Annotated in this window: 10 protein-coding genes; 3 read left to right on the top strand and 7 right to left on the bottom strand. The window is 46.1% G+C overall.

Features of this window, described 5'->3' with window-relative positions; all coding sequences use genetic code 11:
• Positions 1 to 4 precede the first annotated feature (4 nt).
• Positions 5 to 817, bottom strand: a complete 813-nt coding sequence (locus Q3W13_RS09265) for a hypothetical protein (RefSeq protein ID WP_302863159.1) — start codon at positions 815 to 817, stop codon at positions 5 to 7.
• A 212-nt stretch (positions 818 to 1,029) separates the two neighbouring features.
• On the opposite strand from Q3W13_RS09265, the gene Q3W13_RS09260 reads away from it, so the two are divergent.
• From Q3W13_RS09260 to Q3W13_RS09250, 3 genes are all read left to right on the top strand, one after another.
• Positions 1,030 to 1,701: a response regulator transcription factor gene (locus tag Q3W13_RS09260; RefSeq protein ID WP_302863158.1), complete on the top strand. Its 672-nt coding sequence runs from the start codon at positions 1,030 to 1,032 to the stop codon at positions 1,699 to 1,701.
• Between the two features lie 2 nt (positions 1,702 to 1,703).
• A complete protein-coding gene (locus tag Q3W13_RS09255) occupies positions 1,704 to 2,990 on the top strand; it encodes a HAMP domain-containing sensor histidine kinase (protein ID WP_302863157.1) in 1,287 nt (428 codons plus the stop codon).
• A gap of 156 nt (positions 2,991 to 3,146) precedes the next feature.
• The gene (locus tag Q3W13_RS09250) at positions 3,147 to 3,590 is read left to right on the top strand and encodes an SRPBCC domain-containing protein (RefSeq protein ID WP_302863156.1); all 444 of its coding nucleotides are present in this window, start codon (positions 3,147 to 3,149) and stop codon (positions 3,588 to 3,590) included.
• Positions 3,591 to 3,672: 82 nt separating this feature from the next.
• On the opposite strand, the gene Q3W13_RS09245 is transcribed toward Q3W13_RS09250, so the two are convergent.
• The 6 genes from Q3W13_RS09245 to Q3W13_RS09220 form a co-directional block, all read right to left on the bottom strand.
• Positions 3,673 to 6,135: a glutaminase family protein gene (locus Q3W13_RS09245; RefSeq protein ID WP_302863155.1), complete on the bottom strand. Its 2,463-nt coding sequence runs from the start codon at positions 6,133 to 6,135 to the stop codon at positions 3,673 to 3,675.
• A 182-nt stretch (positions 6,136 to 6,317) separates the two neighbouring features.
• Positions 6,318 to 7,841, bottom strand: coding sequence for a glycoside hydrolase family 32 protein (locus Q3W13_RS09240; protein ID WP_302863154.1), 1,524 nt, complete (start codon positions 7,839 to 7,841; stop codon positions 6,318 to 6,320).
• Positions 7,842 to 7,847: 6 nt separating this feature from the next.
• Positions 7,848 to 9,416, bottom strand: coding sequence for a glycoside hydrolase family 172 protein (locus tag Q3W13_RS09235; RefSeq protein ID WP_302863153.1), 1,569 nt, complete (start codon positions 9,414 to 9,416; stop codon positions 7,848 to 7,850).
• A gap of 159 nt (positions 9,417 to 9,575) precedes the next feature.
• Positions 9,576 to 11,303 carry a RagB/SusD family nutrient uptake outer membrane protein gene (locus Q3W13_RS09230; protein WP_302863152.1) on the bottom strand — a complete coding sequence of 576 codons (1,728 nt, stop codon included), beginning with the start codon at positions 11,301 to 11,303 and terminating at the stop codon, positions 9,576 to 9,578.
• Positions 11,304 to 11,319: 16 nt separating this feature from the next.
• On the bottom strand, positions 11,320 to 14,448 hold the full coding sequence (locus Q3W13_RS09225) for a TonB-dependent receptor (RefSeq protein WP_302863151.1): 3,129 nt from the start codon (positions 14,446 to 14,448) through the stop codon (positions 11,320 to 11,322).
• Between the two features lie 55 nt (positions 14,449 to 14,503).
• Positions 14,504 to 15,835, bottom strand: coding sequence for a sugar porter family MFS transporter (locus tag Q3W13_RS09220; RefSeq protein ID WP_302863150.1), 1,332 nt, complete (start codon positions 15,833 to 15,835; stop codon positions 14,504 to 14,506).
• Between the last annotated feature and the right edge of the window lie 127 nt (positions 15,836 to 15,962).

Raw genomic sequence — 15,962 nt, 5'->3', positions numbered from 1 at the left:
ACTGTTAACATGGGAACACCAGCAATGGAACGTTCATGTTTTGGGGAAGTGTATCTGGCAGGTATCTTCCAAAAACCTCCTCGAAATGGAAACGGTGGTTTACTAATATCAGTAAATCAGTATGCAGGGCATTTACCATCACGTCAATGGCCTTTTTTAAATCCCTTTCCCTAATGTTATTCAGCAGAAGATTATCATATTGAATGTTAAGGCCAATTATTTCGTTAAATAAAACCTTCGAATAGTTTACATCCATTTCCGGCATGCCTTTGGCGGCAATATTGGCAATCTGCAGCAATGCATCATAGGGTGCAGCCAGCTCAGCGAGATACTTAACAATTTGTAACCGGCAATATCTTAAATCGGCCACATACGTTAACCGTTCAAAATCCCGCGGTTTAAAGTTTTCAGGAACTAAAAGCAACGGGCACCTTACCCTGTTCAGAATACCCTGGGCGTTCAGGTGAGAGTCTGAAGCGATATCGTGCGCATTAGCAGAAATTCCCTTTACCATCAGCCATATACCGTTCTTGATAATCAGCCCAGCCAGTTCGTCTTCACTAAACCCCGACACATCAAGGTTATTAATTGCGGGATAGTAAGCATCTGGCTCAAATGATGTTACTTCCGGATCAGTTGCTTCATGCCCTGTATAGCTCCCGGCAAGTTGTAAACTTTTTACCTCTATCGTCCTGGAGCAAAATACGGTATCGGCCACCAGAATATCTGCCTTAACTTTTTTTGCGATACTAAACGCAAAATTGATAGCGTTTGCTGCCTCGGCTGAGAAATCATTTATTACAAGGATAGTTTTCATAATTACACATCAAAGTGAATAACGTTATCAAAATTACCCGTTAACTATGGGTTAATAAATGATATTAATCACCTCAAAAGCTGATTTCCGGGCGTATCCCCGTTATTTTTGATGAATTAAGATGACCGGAGCTTTCTGTGGTTATCTCGTAAGTAAATTGCAGGCTTCAATTTTACTTCAAAATCGTTTTGTACTTTTAGGCTAAAAAAAATGTGAAACTGCTGATAATTGAAGACGAGCAAGGATTACGCGAAACCATTAAAAAGTATTTTACTGAAGACGGAAATATCTGCGAGGCCTGCAACGACCTAAAGTCCGCTTTGGAAAAAATTGCCTTATATGATTATGATTGTATTCTTTTAGATATAGGTCTTCCGGACGGTGAGGGCTTCGGTGTTTTGGATTATTTACGCCAGAATGGCAAAAGTGATTGTGTGCTGATCATATCGGCACGAAATTCGGTTGATGATAAGACCAAAGGGCTCAACACCGGCGCTGACGACTACCTTACCAAACCCTTTCATCTGGCAGAACTGAAAGCCCGGGTGCTGGCTGTATTCAGAAGAAAAACATTAGGCGCCGGAAGCGTGCTCACTTATAAAGAGATAGAGATTGACTTAAACGGCCGGAATGTAAGTATCAACAAAACGCCGGTTACTTTTACTAAAAAAGAGTTCGACATGCTGCTTTATTTCATAGCAAACAAAGGGAAAGTAGTATCGAAAAACGCCATTGCCGAACATCTTTGGGGCGATGAAATGGACATGCTCGACAGTTTTGATTTCATTTACACGCATATAAAAAACCTGCGTAAAAAGTTAACGGATCTAACGGGGAGAGACTTTTTTTCTTCGGTTTATGGCGTAGGCTATAAATTTTTTTAACAATGAAATTAGCCTCGCACTATACCAGGGCAAGCGTGCTGATAAGTCTGCTGGTTTTAACCATATCGGCATTCGTTTACTATTACACTATCAGCAGCATAGCAAGACAACAATTGGACGGAGACCTTTCCGAAGAAGTTGCTGAATTTGTAGGTTATGTTAACCGGCATCATCGGCTACCTAAACCAGTTGATTTCGACCAGGACCAGACCTCTGTGATTAAAACCAGCCTGAGCAACTATGAAACCCGCTTTTTTGACACGCCTTACTTTAACAAAAAGGAGAAAAAAAATGAAAGCGGCCGGGCTGTAACCTTTCTTGTAACCATATCACCACAACGTTACCTGGTAACCATATCTGAATCGAGGGAAAATACCGAATACCTGTTACAGATTATTTCAGTTATCACCCTGGCACTTGCCGCCATATTACTTACGGTACTGATTGTTACTCATAAATATTTTTTAAAGGGCCTTTGGGAGCCGTTTTATGCTGCGTTAGGAAAAGTTCAGGAATTTAATGCTGCTGACCATACCCGGATAACAGCGACGGCGAGTAAGGTTGACGAATTTAAGCAGTTGAACGATGCCATAGAAAAAATGTCGGCCCGTGTTACGGAGGAATATAAAGGGCTGAAAACTTTTACCGAAAATGCGGCTCACGAGATCATGACTCCGTTATCTCTCATCACTTCCAAATTGGATATATTAATACAGGATGAATCATTGCGGCCTGATCAATACATGCAGATTGCCGATTTGTATGCGGCAACAAACCGGCTTTCTCATTTAAACCAATCTCTTTTATTGCTTGTAAAAATCGAAAATGACCTGTTACACGACAACGAAGCGTTGAATATGAAGAACGTTATAAACGAAAAATTTCAGCTGTTCCAGGAAATGATACAAAGCAAGAGTATTGATGTAAATTTTGAGATGGAGGATGTAGAAATTAATGCCAGCAGGCATCTCGCCGAAATACTGATAAACAATTTGTTCAGCAATGCTATCCGTCACAACAGGGAACACGGCGAGATAAGAATCCGGCTAACAACCGAAACGCTAACATTTCAAAACACAGGTAATGGCGATATGCTGGATGAGCACCGGATATTCGACAGATTTTATAAAAGCAAAGCATCTGAAGGCACCGGGCTTGGCCTGGCCATCATCAAGACCATCTGTAACAAATATAACTTTGTTGTTAATTACCGGTTCATAGCGGACCTGCATAGCTTCGAGATAAAAATTAATTCAAAACAGCAAAAGCAGGCGCTTCCGCTACAATAAATAGCCTTGCTCCTTATACCATTGTTTAGAATAAATCCGGCCGCAAGACGTCCAAATTACCCCGTTATAATGTCTATTTAACCATCCTTTCATTGGTGGTAATGACGTTAATTTTGGCTTTGAAGATTATCACTTAAAAGACCAATATACAATAACATGAGTAACCAGGATTTTACTGCCACCGTTTGGGTGGAACAAAGACCAGCTGAGGCATACCATACCATTTTGAATGTAAGAGAATGGTGGTCTGGCCTGTATAACGAATCATTTGAGGGCGTCTCAGAAAAGCTGGGCGACGAGTTTAGCTTCCGTGCAGGTGACGGCGCCCATTATACCAAGCAAAAATTGATAGAACTGATACCGGGCAAAAAGGTGGTTTGGCTGGTAACAGAAGCCAATCTTAGCTTTGTAGATACGACAGACGAGTGGGAAGGCACCAGGATTAGCTTTGAAATTTTTGAAGATGCAGGCAAAACTAAAATTGTGTTCACGCACATCGGCCTTGTTCCTGCTTTTGAATGTTACGACGCATGTTCAACCGGTTGGGCGCGGTATATGCAGGAGAGATTAGTACACGCGATTACTAAAGCGGCCGCCTGATATAATTGCCGTAAACAAGAAAAGCAAGCGGCGGATAACTTGCTTCTCTTGTTCAGGGCGCTTTTGTGAGTTGCGGAAGATGCTACTTTTTCAGCAAACTCTTCATAAAATATCCCCCTACCACGCTGCGTGCCTGGAAACCGACCTGCTTACCATTGGTAGTTTCGTGCCAGTCGCTTAACGGTACACGCGACGATGTTTCGGTAGCATATTTGTAAACCGGGGTAATCAGTTCGTTAAAATCTTTGCTATTGCTGGTCATGGCAGCTGTCCACAATATCCAATCAGATTTGGTGTAGGTTTTACGGCTATCCAGCGGCAGACCAAAAGCATTCTGGTGCTTCAGGTAATAGCTGATTTCGGTATCATAAACTTTCTGAGGAAACAGGTTTAACTTAAACACCTTATCCCACACCATGTTGTATTTCTGGCTCCAGGTGTCCTTGTTGTCGAATACCAGGGCATAATGGTCGCCGGCATTATCTTTTGCTACCCATTGATTAGCCATATCCCCAGCCATCGCTTTGTATTTGGCGGCGGTTTTGGCATCCCCTAAAGCAGCAGCCATCTGCGCATAAGAGCCTATAGCTACTATAGCTTTAACGGAAAGATTAGCATTATGGGCCAGGTGACCGGCAAAGTCATCAGTACAAAGCTGGTTGCCCGGATCGAGGCCAAACTTGGCGAGGTAGTTTACCCAGGTAGTCAGGGCCTTCCAATGTTTGCGGGCGTAAGCCGGATTGTGCTCAGCCCTAACTATTGCGTTGGTCAAAATAATCATATTTCCGGATTCCTCAACCGGCATGCCCTCTCCATACAACTGTCCATTGGCCTGCGGATATACGCCCAGGTCATGCGCTGCAAAATCATGCTTAAACCTGCCGCTTTCCGAAAAATAAAATATTCCGTTCAGCATGCCTTCCATCAGCTTTGGGTTATAGATAAGGTACAACGGCGCCGACGGATAGGTAACATCCACCGTATTGATGAAGCCCCCGCTGAAATTTTCTTTGGACAACCAAAGGATCTCACCCGCCGGGCTTTTCACCAGTTGATGTGCCGAAATACTTTGGCGATACGCCATCACGCATAGTTTGGCATAAGTTTCGCCACCGGCTGCCAAAGCATCGTTGTAGATTTTTTTATCAGTTGCATCACATTTCGCAATAGTGGTTTTATACTGTGCAGCGGCGTTAGCCAGTACCTTTTCCATGGTAGCACCAGGCGTGTTCCTCCACCATGGTTTCAGGTTAGTGCCAAAGTATTGAATGGATTGCAGTTCATCATAGCCCAATTCCAAAAATTGAGAAACCGGGGCGGATCCAACTGCACCAAGATTTTGCACAGTACTCAGCATCAGGCGCTTACCTTCTTTTACGCTTTCCGGCCATTTATTTTCAGTAAATGCGCTTACTATCCTGCCACTCTCAACTACGGTCTGCATAGCCTTAGTGCTGGCAGGGACGGCCACGTACATATATCCCCAATCAATCCGGACATTATCGCCTTTCTTTTTCAATACCGGCTGTTCAACCGTTCCCGCCTTCAGGATCTGCATACCCGATGCCGAATATTTTTGAGCTTTGACGGTTTGCGATGCCACATCAGCAGCGATATTGGAGCTTGCAGCGGTAAGTATGCTTACGTCATGCTTTTTTCCATCGGTAGCTTGTGCCTGGTAGCTGATATATGATACCGGCAGCGACAATAACGAAAGATCATTCAATATCAGCGGCGAGGTAAACGCTACCCTTAATTTCACAGGGCCACAGTTAAAATGATATATGGTTTGAGTGGCGTTGACGGTAACGCTAACCTGCCCGGCAGTTTTAATACCGGCGAACAAATCGTGCTTCACTTCTACCGAAATCCCGGCGTCAATCATGGTGCCGCCGCCGGTATTATGGCAATGCACGGCTAATACGTTTTCGCCTTTAACCATAAAGTTTTTTGCTTCGGCGGGCAGCTCAAACATTTCGTAATCACCGTTAGCGCCCGGGCGCGATGCAACCAGGTGGCCGTTTAAATAATACTCGGCATCATCATCGTGATAATTTCTAAGAATAAGTTTTCCACCAGGTATTTCACTCAGCGAAAATTTACGGCGCAGCCAGATGTCTTTTCCTGTCCATTTAGTTCCGTTGCTGATGCGGTCATCGCCAAAAGGGCCTTTGCCAGTTTTCCAGCCATTATCATCAAATGAGGGTTGTTCCCACCCTTTATCCGGCGCAGCATCAACCAGGTAGCGGCAGTTATAGGTTTCCTCATCGCCTGCTGCTAAAATTGATTTTAGTTCAGGCGGTTCATTTCCCATAAAATGATAGTATTCGCCATCTACTTTTATTATTCCCTCAAGCGACTGGTCTTTGCCGGTCCAGTGCTGGGTTGGTGAATCGTATAGCTTGTCGGTATTAGACCATATACTGAAGTAAGTATTATGGCTGATGAGGGGATAAGCAGGCATTTTATAAACCTGTGCTCGCAAAGCAGTTAGCGAACAGGCGCTTATCGCCGTTATGGCAATAGCTTTAAAAACAGTTCTCATAGTTTTTAGGTGTATGTAAGTAAATATCGGCCAAATTAAAAATTTTAACCGTCAAAACCACATTTATATAAAAATACCGGGGCGTCTGTTGGGCAGGCGCTCCCGGTAAGCCAATTTATTGTGAAGAGTCTCGAGTCTGAAAAAGTTCTGACTTAAGACTCAGTGCTAACGACTAAAGACTCCTATCTATCCATGTCCCAAATTTTCAGCGTTTTGAAAACAGCTGTTCCAGAAGCAAATGCTGAAAGGCCGGTTGCGTCTTTATCGGGGTAGATCATGGTCGATATCACCTGTTCGCCGCCATTGCCGAATACTTCAAGCGACGATTTATCGACCAGCACACGCAGCCTGATAACGCCGTTAACGGCATTTACCGGGGCGGTTTGTAGAAGGTTGCGTTTGTCCTTATTGGCGTTTTCCGCAGTGGAGCAGTCGACATAAATTTCTTTACTTGCTGCATTATATCCAACCTCGATCTTTTTTGAGCCATCGGCATCAGATGCTACAATGAACCCGCTTTTCTCCGATTTACCCGGCTGTATTTCGGCATCTATCCAATAGGAATTGGCGTTAAGATGCGAAGCGCCGTTCAGTTTCATAGCGCCGCTCACGGGCAAATTTGTTTTTGATATTACGGCCCCCTTTGCATATTTAGATAACGAATTGGTAATGATAGCAGCCGGGTTTTGGAAAAGACGGATACCATCCGCGGTGTTCCTTAGCGACAAATCCCTTGGTATAGACATCTGGCCTTTCCATGGAGAAGTTTCCGGCTTACCATTGATCAGCCAGCCTATCAATATCTTTTTATTTGCCGGTGCATCACGCCAGGCGATAGCAGCGTAAAAGCAGTCGCCGTAATCTACGCGCAGCATTTTTTCAGCAGGGTTCAGGTTAGTAAATTTAGTTCCATCAAAATCGCCCACAAAGTATTGCATCTGCGGGCCATGCTCGCCAAAGTTCGATACAAACAGCACGTATTTTGTATTGGCCGGGTTACCATTAACCGGAAGCGGCAGCATCGATGGGCATTCCCATCCATTTTTAGTATAACCCGCCGGGCCAAAATCACTAAGCTTTTCCCAGTGCTTTAAGTCTTTAGAACCATAAAAACGCACCATGTGTTCGTTCACCATCGACACGGTCATGATCCACTGTTTTTTTGGCGCAAACCAAAAGACGTTAGGGTCCCGGAAGTCGCGCATATTCAAGTCGATAACGGGGTCCTTGTCATATAATTTATACGACATACCGTTATCATTACTATAGGCTATGTATTGTGCTTCTTTGTGTTGTTTAGGCAAATCTCCTGTGAAGATAGCCACGATAGGCCCCTTACCATTTTTGCCAAAACCGCTGGTGTTATTTTTGTCGATGACTGCCGAGCCTGAATAAATATAAACGGTAGTATCCCTGGTAACTACTTCGTGAATGGCCACGGGCAGATGTTTCCAGTGCACCAGGTCGGCACTTTCAGCATGGCCCCAGCTCATGTGACCCCATTTATTTTCCTGCGGATTATGCTGATAGTACAGCTGGAATTTGCCATTCAGGTAAATTAACCCGTTGGGGTCGTTGGTCCAGTATTTATCGGGTGTAAAGTGGTATACAGGCCGCCATTGCGGCGTAGGTGGTGTAGCGTCCTGCGCCATTCCCCGAAGCGAAATAGCAAGCAGTGAAAGAATTAATAATCTGTTTCTTATCATGGTCATTTAGCGTTTATTGTTTTTCCTTGTTGAGTTTGCTTTTGTTTTTTGTGCAATATCGCCATACCAATAGGTAACGGCTGATGCATTGATTTCCCCGTTTTGCCAGCCGAGCATTTCCAAATCATATTTGAAATTATTGTGGAACGGCACCCTGTCGAGGTTGCGTGTACGGGTAAACGTGTTTGCCCCGAATGAGTCGCTGTTATCAGCCCGTGGGGCATTGGCGAATGGCGTTTGGTAAAGTACTACCGGCGCCCACGAGGTATTATAGTAATCTTCTGTCCCTGTGCCGTATTCCGACGGAAAGATATTGCCGTCCACCCAATATTTCTGGTCGCCTTCGCCGTACCAGGTGTGCATCAGGTTATCCACGGCGAAAGTATCGCCCATAAACATGCCGCGGCCCTTGATGGTATTAAAGTTCCATTCAATGGGGTTATCTTTTTCTTCCTTGCGGACAGGGATATCGTGTCCTTCTTTCCAATCAGCATGAAAGTAAAGAGAATGGCTATCCCATTTCCAATTTTCAGTAACTGCGGTAAGTGTAACAGGCATATCTTCCGAAGATGTATTTACCAATGTAATGCTTGCCGACTTTCGGTATGGCATCACCCATCTTAAATCGATATTACCGTCTTTTGTGACGCTACGGTACCAGCTTTCTATTGGTTTACCGCCTTTGCCGCTTCCCATAAAATCACCAAGGGGGCAGTATACAGTTCGTCTGCCATCAAATTTTATCGCCACCATTAACTTATCCGCCTGCGTGCTAATGTCTTTCAACTGGATTGCGATTTGCTTAACAGCATGAGTACCGGCAGGCAAGTTCAAAGCAAGCGGCTTTTCAGTGCCGATTGTTTTGCTCAGACTGATTTTTTGTCCCGATGGCATTCCCGGATGCCGCAGCTTCTCATTCACCGAATCGATAAGCGATTTAGCTGATGCCACCTGGTCGACGCTAAATGTTTTCACTTTAGCATCCTCATTATACACCCGGTAATTTATCTGATAATATCTTGGCTGATCATCGGTATCCTTATCCTCAAAAGTTATTTTGCAATGTTTGGCAAATGGCATTGGCAGATATAGCGTACTGCCGCCTTTCTCTTTTGGCTCATAACTGGAATGAGGCTGTAGCAAAGGTTGACCGATTCCCAGTCCGTTTCGCATTAAATCGTATGCAGGTATCGTAACGGTTGGTTCGGCTTGGTTATCGAAATAAATCCTTAACGTACCGTTCCGTTTAAACGTTGTCAGCCAAAAGCGTACTATTGCACCCGGACCATCGGCTTCCATCATTACATGCTCCGTTCTGCCGCCGTTTTTTTCCATACGGATATATTGGGATGCATCGCCATTGGCAAACCAGCCGGACTGACCGGGAGCCAGCGATTTACGGTCGTAGCTGCTGGCCTGTATTTCATGATACGCAGGCGCGGGCCATCTAGCCATGGCGTTGTAATCCACTATCTCGCGCAAAAGTGAGCGCATATCGACACGCCCCTGTGCATATCCGAAAAGGCAGGGCAAACACAGCATCACACTAAACGATATATTCTTAATACTACGCATGTAGACAAGTTAACAAAAAATACGCAACCATTAGCTTCCGCTTCGCCTCACCTAAATCCTCTCCAAAGGAGAGGACTTAAGCTGCGCTATCGATTAATCTTGCGCCAAACCCTCTCCTTTGGAGAGCGGTTTGGCGCAAGGCGTCCCCAATATCTTATTTTACCAGCCCGGATTTTGTTTATACAATCCCTTGCTGAAATTGATCTGTGCCTGCGATATTGGTAAATATTCATCACGGTTTTTGGTAAAGTGTGCGCCAACCAAATGCGGCGTACGTTTCACCTCGGCCTGGAAATAGTTGTTCAAATAATCAGCCGCTATGCCCCAGCGTACCAGGTCAAAGAAACGGTAGCCTTCCATCGCAAACTCCAGGCGGCGTTCAAACATAAGGGCATTCCACGCATAATCATTCGTCCAGGTACAGTTAACGCCCGGCCTGTAAATATCCATTTTATAGTTTGATGTCGGTGTGCCATCAGCCTTTTTCAGCAGAGCCGTGCTGTTCATGGCGCGCTGCCGTACCTGGTTTATTAATGGCAGGGCGTCATTCTCGCGCCCAAGCTTTATCAGTGCTTCGGCTTTCATCAGCAGTACATCAGCATAGCGGATAATTTCCCAGTTCTTCGAGCTTGACATAAACGGCGGGAAACGGGTAAACGAAGGGTCGGTGTAAGCTACCACTTCTTTCAGGCTCAGCAAAGGGCCGTATGACTGCTGATCGCGTGCCCAGGCGGCCTGGTAAGGCAGATTAGTCTGATATTTATAGGGGTGACCGGGAATGGCAACAGTATGGTCAAGCCGTGGGTCGAACGTGTTGGTGTTAAAATCGTTCGACGGCACTACGTCGTTATCGTTAAAGGTATTGAACATTGGCAGGCCGGTAGCACCGGTTTTAAATGCATTCACCATGTTATCGCTCGGCACGTGGAAACCGCAGCAGCCATATTCGGCATCCATCGGGTAATCCAGGCAATGCCCGGCATCAACCCTTCCAAGCGGCGTCTGGTCATTTTTGGAATACTGAATAGAAAACACCGATTCGGGCGAGTTATTAAACTGCGGCAAAAAGTTGTCGGCAAAGTCCGCATCCAACTGGTATTTTCCTGAATTGATCACGGCATCGCAATTGGCAACAACAGCCTGCAACTTGGTGTTGTCGATACCCGTTACATTATTTTTGTCATCCTGGGTGTATGCCTGGTATAACAGGGTCTTTGCCAGGTAAGCTTCTGCTGCGCCTTTGGTTGCCCGGCCTGCGTCAGTTTGAGTTACTGGCAGATTGGCGGCTGCGAAAGTAAAATCGTCTGCGATCTTAGTCCAGAGTTGGTCGCTGGTGAGTGCGACATTGGATACTGCACCATAATTTGCGGCTGACTTTTGTATGGTTTCATCAATATACGGGATATGCTTAAACAAAATCTTCAGCAGGAAATAAAAGTGCCCGCGTAAAAATTTCAGCTCAGCCTCCCGCTGTGTTTTCAGGGGATAGTTAGCAACATCCTGACCCTCAACCAAAGTTAGTGCCGTGTTGCAACGGGCTATCCCCACATACAACTGGTAAAAAACATTATCGCCGGAGCCGTTGGTGATCGTGTTATTGGAGAATACCTCGAACTGGTTATACTCGGCAATGTCGCCCGGGCCACCGCCGCCTTTATAGGCATCGCCGCTCCGGATGCTGCCGTAAGCCCACATGCTGCTGAACGGATAGAAATAATAATCATTACCGAGGTACGAATAGGCTGCAATCACCATTGCATCCGTATTGGCCGGTGTTGTCAGGTCTTCTTTGGAGACAACACCCTGCGGCGTTTCGTCCAGGTATTTTTTACAGGATGCAGCGCTCATCGCTAAAACAATTGCTGCTATATATTTAAGCTTTTTCATTTTTTCCAGTTAATAGTTAGTATGACAGATTGAGACCGATGGTAGTAATTACCGGGATTGGATAACCATTGCCGGGGTTTTCAGGGTCAGGGCCCGTGTACGACGAATTTTTAACCCTGAACAGGTTGCTGGCCTGCACATAAAATGTGGCGCGCTGCAGCTTAACAGTCTTGAACAGGTTTTTGAAATCATACGCCAGTTGGATATTCCTGAGCTTGAGATACGAGCCGCTTTCAAGGAAGTAAGTTGAATACCGGCCTTCGTCGTTGTTGTTAACCAGCGTAAGGGCCGGAATGGTTGAGCCGGTGTTTTTTGGCGTCCATGCGGTGAGTGCTCTTGTGCCCCAGTTAGAGCCTGGCGCCAGCGAGCTGAAATCTGTCAGGTATTTGTAGGAATTGTAAACCGTTCCCCCCTTTACACCTTGCAGGAAGATGCTTAGCGAAAAGCCCTTATAGCCCAGCGAAGTATTTAAGCCGTAAGTAAAATCAGGGTCGGAGTTGCCGATATAGGTTTCGTCGGTTGGGTTAATCACATTATCACCATTAAGGTCTTTATAACGTAAACGCCCTACGCCTTTGCCGGGTTGTGCAGCGGCAGCGTCCACTTCAGCCTGGTTTTGGAAAATGCCCTGTACCACATAACCGAACTGCGAGTTTGGCGAACGGCCGATAATAGTTTGGGTTGTACCATTGCCGGGGTAGCCATTAATAGCAGCTGCCGGAAGTTTGGTAATTTTAGCACGGTATGCGGCGATATTCCCGGTAAGGCCCACGGTGAAATCGCTGCCTATTTTTCCCCGGTAGTTAAGCAGTGTTTCGAAGCCTTTCACATTTTCGGATGCCCCGTTGTACCACTCGTTACCGCCCTCGCCCAATACAGCCAGATATGGCGGGTTGATCAAAATGTCGGTGGTATTTTTGTTAAATACATCAAATGAACCTGTCAGGATGTTATTGAACAAGCCAAAGTCGACACCGATATTGGTTTGGGTGGTAGTTTCCCATTTCAGATCAGGATTGCCGGTTTGTGTTGAGGTAAAACCAGACGGCAAAGTGCCCGAACCTTTACCTGTGATATCATAAGCGCTGCCAGCGTCGCCATTAAAAGCGCCGCGATTTCCGTAAATGGACTGGTAAAGCGAATAAGTAGCATTGTTCGCGATATTCTGGTTGCCGGTTTGTCCCCAGCCAGCCCGCAGCTTTAAGTCAGAAATTATGCGGTTATCCTTCAGAAAATCTTCCTGACTTATTCTCCAACCGGCTGATACGGCCGGGAAATAGGCGTAGCGGTTATCAGCCCCAAATTTCGACGATCCATCACGGCGTAACGTTACCGATGCCAGGTATTTGTTGGCAAAGGAGTAATTAATCTTTCCAAAAAATGAGACCAATGCATCACCAGCGCCGCCGCCATTGGCTACAATATTACTGGTGCCTTCGCTCAGGTAGGCGTAATCGATGTTAGCCAGTGTAAGGCCCTGCACATTGCCGTTAAAATTTTGATACTTGTCCTTTATATTCTCCTCGCCCAGTAAAAAGTTGAACTGATGCTTTTTCCAGGTCAGATCATAGGTCAGCTGATTTTGCCAGGTTTCAGTAACGGCATAATCGGTTGACTGGCCTGCAATAGTCCTATTGTCTGATAAGAAGCCTGCAGTATAAGGTATTTGCAGCCAGCGGTAATAGTTACCGGCAAAGTCAGCCGCAAAGGTGGTCTTAAAATGCAGATTTTTAACTATCTCCAGGTCGGCGAAAACATTGCCGAACACACGGCCAAAGTTGTTAAAGTTCTGTTTATTATCTTCTATCAGCCTAACAGGGTTGTCCCTGTCGTCCATACCGGCGATGGGCCCGCCCCAGCCAATTCCATCAACCGTATGTATCGGGATGATCGGATTTTCAATCAGCGAAAGAATGGTGATGCTTCCAACCGGCAATTGAGGGTCCTTCATATATGTTGCCGACAGGGTCTCTCCTATCTTTAACTTGCCGCCAAACAGGTTGTACTGGCTGTTCAGCCTGATATTATACTTGGTATCGCCCGTTTCTTTGATGATGCCTTTATTATTATAATACCCAACGGAAAAAAGATAGCTGCCCTTGTCGCTACCGTTTGACAGAGAGAGATTATACGACTGCAATAACGACGGCTGGGATATTTCATCGAACCAGCTGGTATTGGCTGAGCGCATGGTCTTGTTATTTGGATCGATGTAGGGAGCAATATTTACCTGATTAAGTATGGGGTTATTATAATCGTGGTTCCAGTCGAACGTATAAACGCCACCAAATTCAACCGGGTCTACCAGTTGGTTATTAACATGGTTCACGCCAAACTGATCGTCGTTTACCTGCGCCTGCCAGTAAGCCTGCCCATGCTGTAAAGCACTTAAGGTGCTCAGCTTGCTATTGTAATATTGTACTGAAGTCGACGCGTCAAAATCTATGCGCTGTACGCCATTTTTACCGCGCTTGGTAGTTACGATAATAACACCTGCCGCAGCACGCGATCCATAAATACTTGCCGCCGATGCATCGCGCAATACCTGGATAGATTCGATGTCGTTCTGGTTAAGCTCTTGTAAACCGCGCTGAGTCGGGATGCCATCGATGATATACAATGGGTCGTTATCATTCAGCGTAGTTGTACCGCGCACCCTTACTGCCACCGCGCCGTTTGGCGAACCGTCGGAGTAGATGCTTAGTCCCGGGACGCGCCCTTGCAAAGCCCTCATCGGGTTACCTTCGGGAATGTCCTTAATTTCGTTTACATTAATTACAGATACCGCGCCGGTCAGGTCCTTTTTCTTTTCAGACGTATAGCCTGTTACCACCACTTCATTTAAATCCGTAGCGCCGGACTTAAAGGCTACCACAAGATTATCGGTAATTGTACTCAGCTTAATGTCGACAGGCTGATAGCCTACAAATGTGATGTGCAGGGTTTGCCCTACTGACGCCTGGATGCTGAACTTGCCGTTTACGTTGGTAATGGTAACCTGTTTTTCGCCTGCAACCTGAACCGTTGCCCCCGGCAAAGGCTGGCCCTGCGGATCGTTTACCGTGCCGGTCACCGTCCCGCTCTGGGCATACGCCCCGCTTGCCAGCAGGACAAGCAGGGAACAAAAAAGTAATAGTTTTCTCATCTGATAGTCGTTGTTAATTGGTTGTTGATTGTTATACTTGGTTTGATTTTTTTCGTTAATGACTCATCACAATATTATTTTCAATCTGCTCAAGCGATTTACCCTTGGTTTCGGGCATAAAGCGCCAAACAAACACCAGTTGCAGCACCATCATCACCCCAAAAAATGAAAAGGTAACCGCGCCGCCAAGATTCTCGGCGAGGTAAGGAAACCCGAATGCGATGATGGCTGCCATAATCCAATGTGTAGAGCTGCCCAGTGTCTGGCCTTTTGCGCGCACCTGGTTCGGAAATATTTCTGAGATAAACACCCAGATAACCGCCCCCTGCGAGAAGGCGAAAAAGGCGATGAATAACATCATGTAAACCGGTATGGCCACGCCGCTCATGTGGCCTGAATAAAAGGTGAAAGCCACCAGGAATAACGAACAGATAAGCCCCACGGAGCCTATCAGCATCAGTACTCTGCGGCCAACCTTATCGATAAAATTGATAGCGATGAGTGTGAACAGGAAGTTGATCAACCCGATGCCCACCGTTGACAAGAGCGATGAATGTGCTCCCAATCCGGCCATTTCAAAAATGCGCGGCGCATAATAAATGATGGCGTTGATGCCCGATACCTGGTTAAAAAACGCAAACAGCATAGCCAGCACAATCGGCGTTTTATATTTGCCGGAGAAGAGATCATCGCTATGGCTAATTTTATTGTGCAGATCTGATTCCTGTATGGCCCGGAGCTCCTTTTCGCAATTGAGCGGATTGATAATGCGCAGAATTTCCAGCGCCTTAGCCGATTCGCCCTTTTTAAGCACCAGCCAGCGGGGGCTTTCGGGAATAAAATAAATCAACACCAGGAACAGCAGTGATGGAAAGGCCTGCACGCCCAGCATCCATCGCCATGACGTGTCGCCGCCCTGGCTGAGCAGGTAGTTGCTCAGGTATGAAATAAGGATACCCAGCACCACGTTAAACTGGAACAAGCCAACCAGCCGGCCGCGTCGTTCTGCCGGCGATACTTCTGAGATGTAAATAGGCGCAGTAACCGATGATATGCCTACACCCAGCCCCCCCAAAAAGCGGAAGCCGAGAAACAAATACCAGTCGCCGGCCACCGCGGTACCAACCGAGGATAGCAGATAGGCTGCGGCCACAAAATACAGCGTATTTTTACGGCCGAAACGATCAGACGGGCGGGCGCCTAATAACGACCCAACCACGGTACCAATCAAAGCAATGGAAATAGTAAGCCCGTGTGCAAATACCGAAAGGCCCCAATATTGCTGAATAGACTTTTCGGCGCCCGAAATAACAGCAGTGTCGAACCCGAATAGGAAGCCGCCGAGGGCCACGACCATGGACCACGCCATGACGGAGTATTTGTTCATAATAAGCCTTGTGTTTTTAGATTATAATTAGCGGTGGCAAGGTAGGCCTGGCATGAGAGCGGCAGTTATCAATTTTGTTCCAAAAAAATTCAAAAAAATACTATTGAATCAACAATCTGATTTTCAA

The organism is Mucilaginibacter sp. L3T2-6 (genome assembly GCF_030519355.1).
Lineage (GTDB): Bacteria > Bacteroidota > Bacteroidia > Sphingobacteriales > Sphingobacteriaceae > Mucilaginibacter.
The sequence above is the reverse complement of the archived record's forward strand: the minus strand, read 5'-3'. Positions and strand labels throughout refer to the sequence as shown.

Coding starts and splice junctions, on each gene's coding strand:
- Q3W13_RS09245 (WP_302863155.1), bottom strand. CDS start 6,135: ATGAGAACTGTTTTTAAAGCTATTGCCATAACGGCGATAAGCGCCTGT.
- Q3W13_RS09230 (WP_302863152.1), bottom strand. CDS start 11,303: ATGAAAAAGCTTAAATATATAGCAGCAATTGTTTTAGCGATGAGCGCT.
- Q3W13_RS09240 (WP_302863154.1), bottom strand. CDS start 7,841: ATGATAAGAAACAGATTATTAATTCTTTCACTGCTTGCTATTTCGCTT.
- Q3W13_RS09220 (WP_302863150.1), bottom strand. CDS start 15,835: ATGAACAAATACTCCGTCATGGCGTGGTCCATGGTCGTGGCCCTCGGC.
- Q3W13_RS09250 (WP_302863156.1), top strand. CDS start 3,147: ATGAGTAACCAGGATTTTACTGCCACCGTTTGGGTGGAACAAAGACCA.
- Q3W13_RS09225 (WP_302863151.1), bottom strand. CDS start 14,448: ATGAGAAAACTATTACTTTTTTGTTCCCTGCTTGTCCTGCTGGCAAGC.
- Q3W13_RS09265 (WP_302863159.1), bottom strand. CDS start 817: ATGAAAACTATCCTTGTAATAAATGATTTCTCAGCCGAGGCAGCAAAC.
- Q3W13_RS09235 (WP_302863153.1), bottom strand. CDS start 9,416: ATGCGTAGTATTAAGAATATATCGTTTAGTGTGATGCTGTGTTTGCCC.
- Q3W13_RS09255 (WP_302863157.1), top strand. CDS start 1,704: ATGAAATTAGCCTCGCACTATACCAGGGCAAGCGTGCTGATAAGTCTG.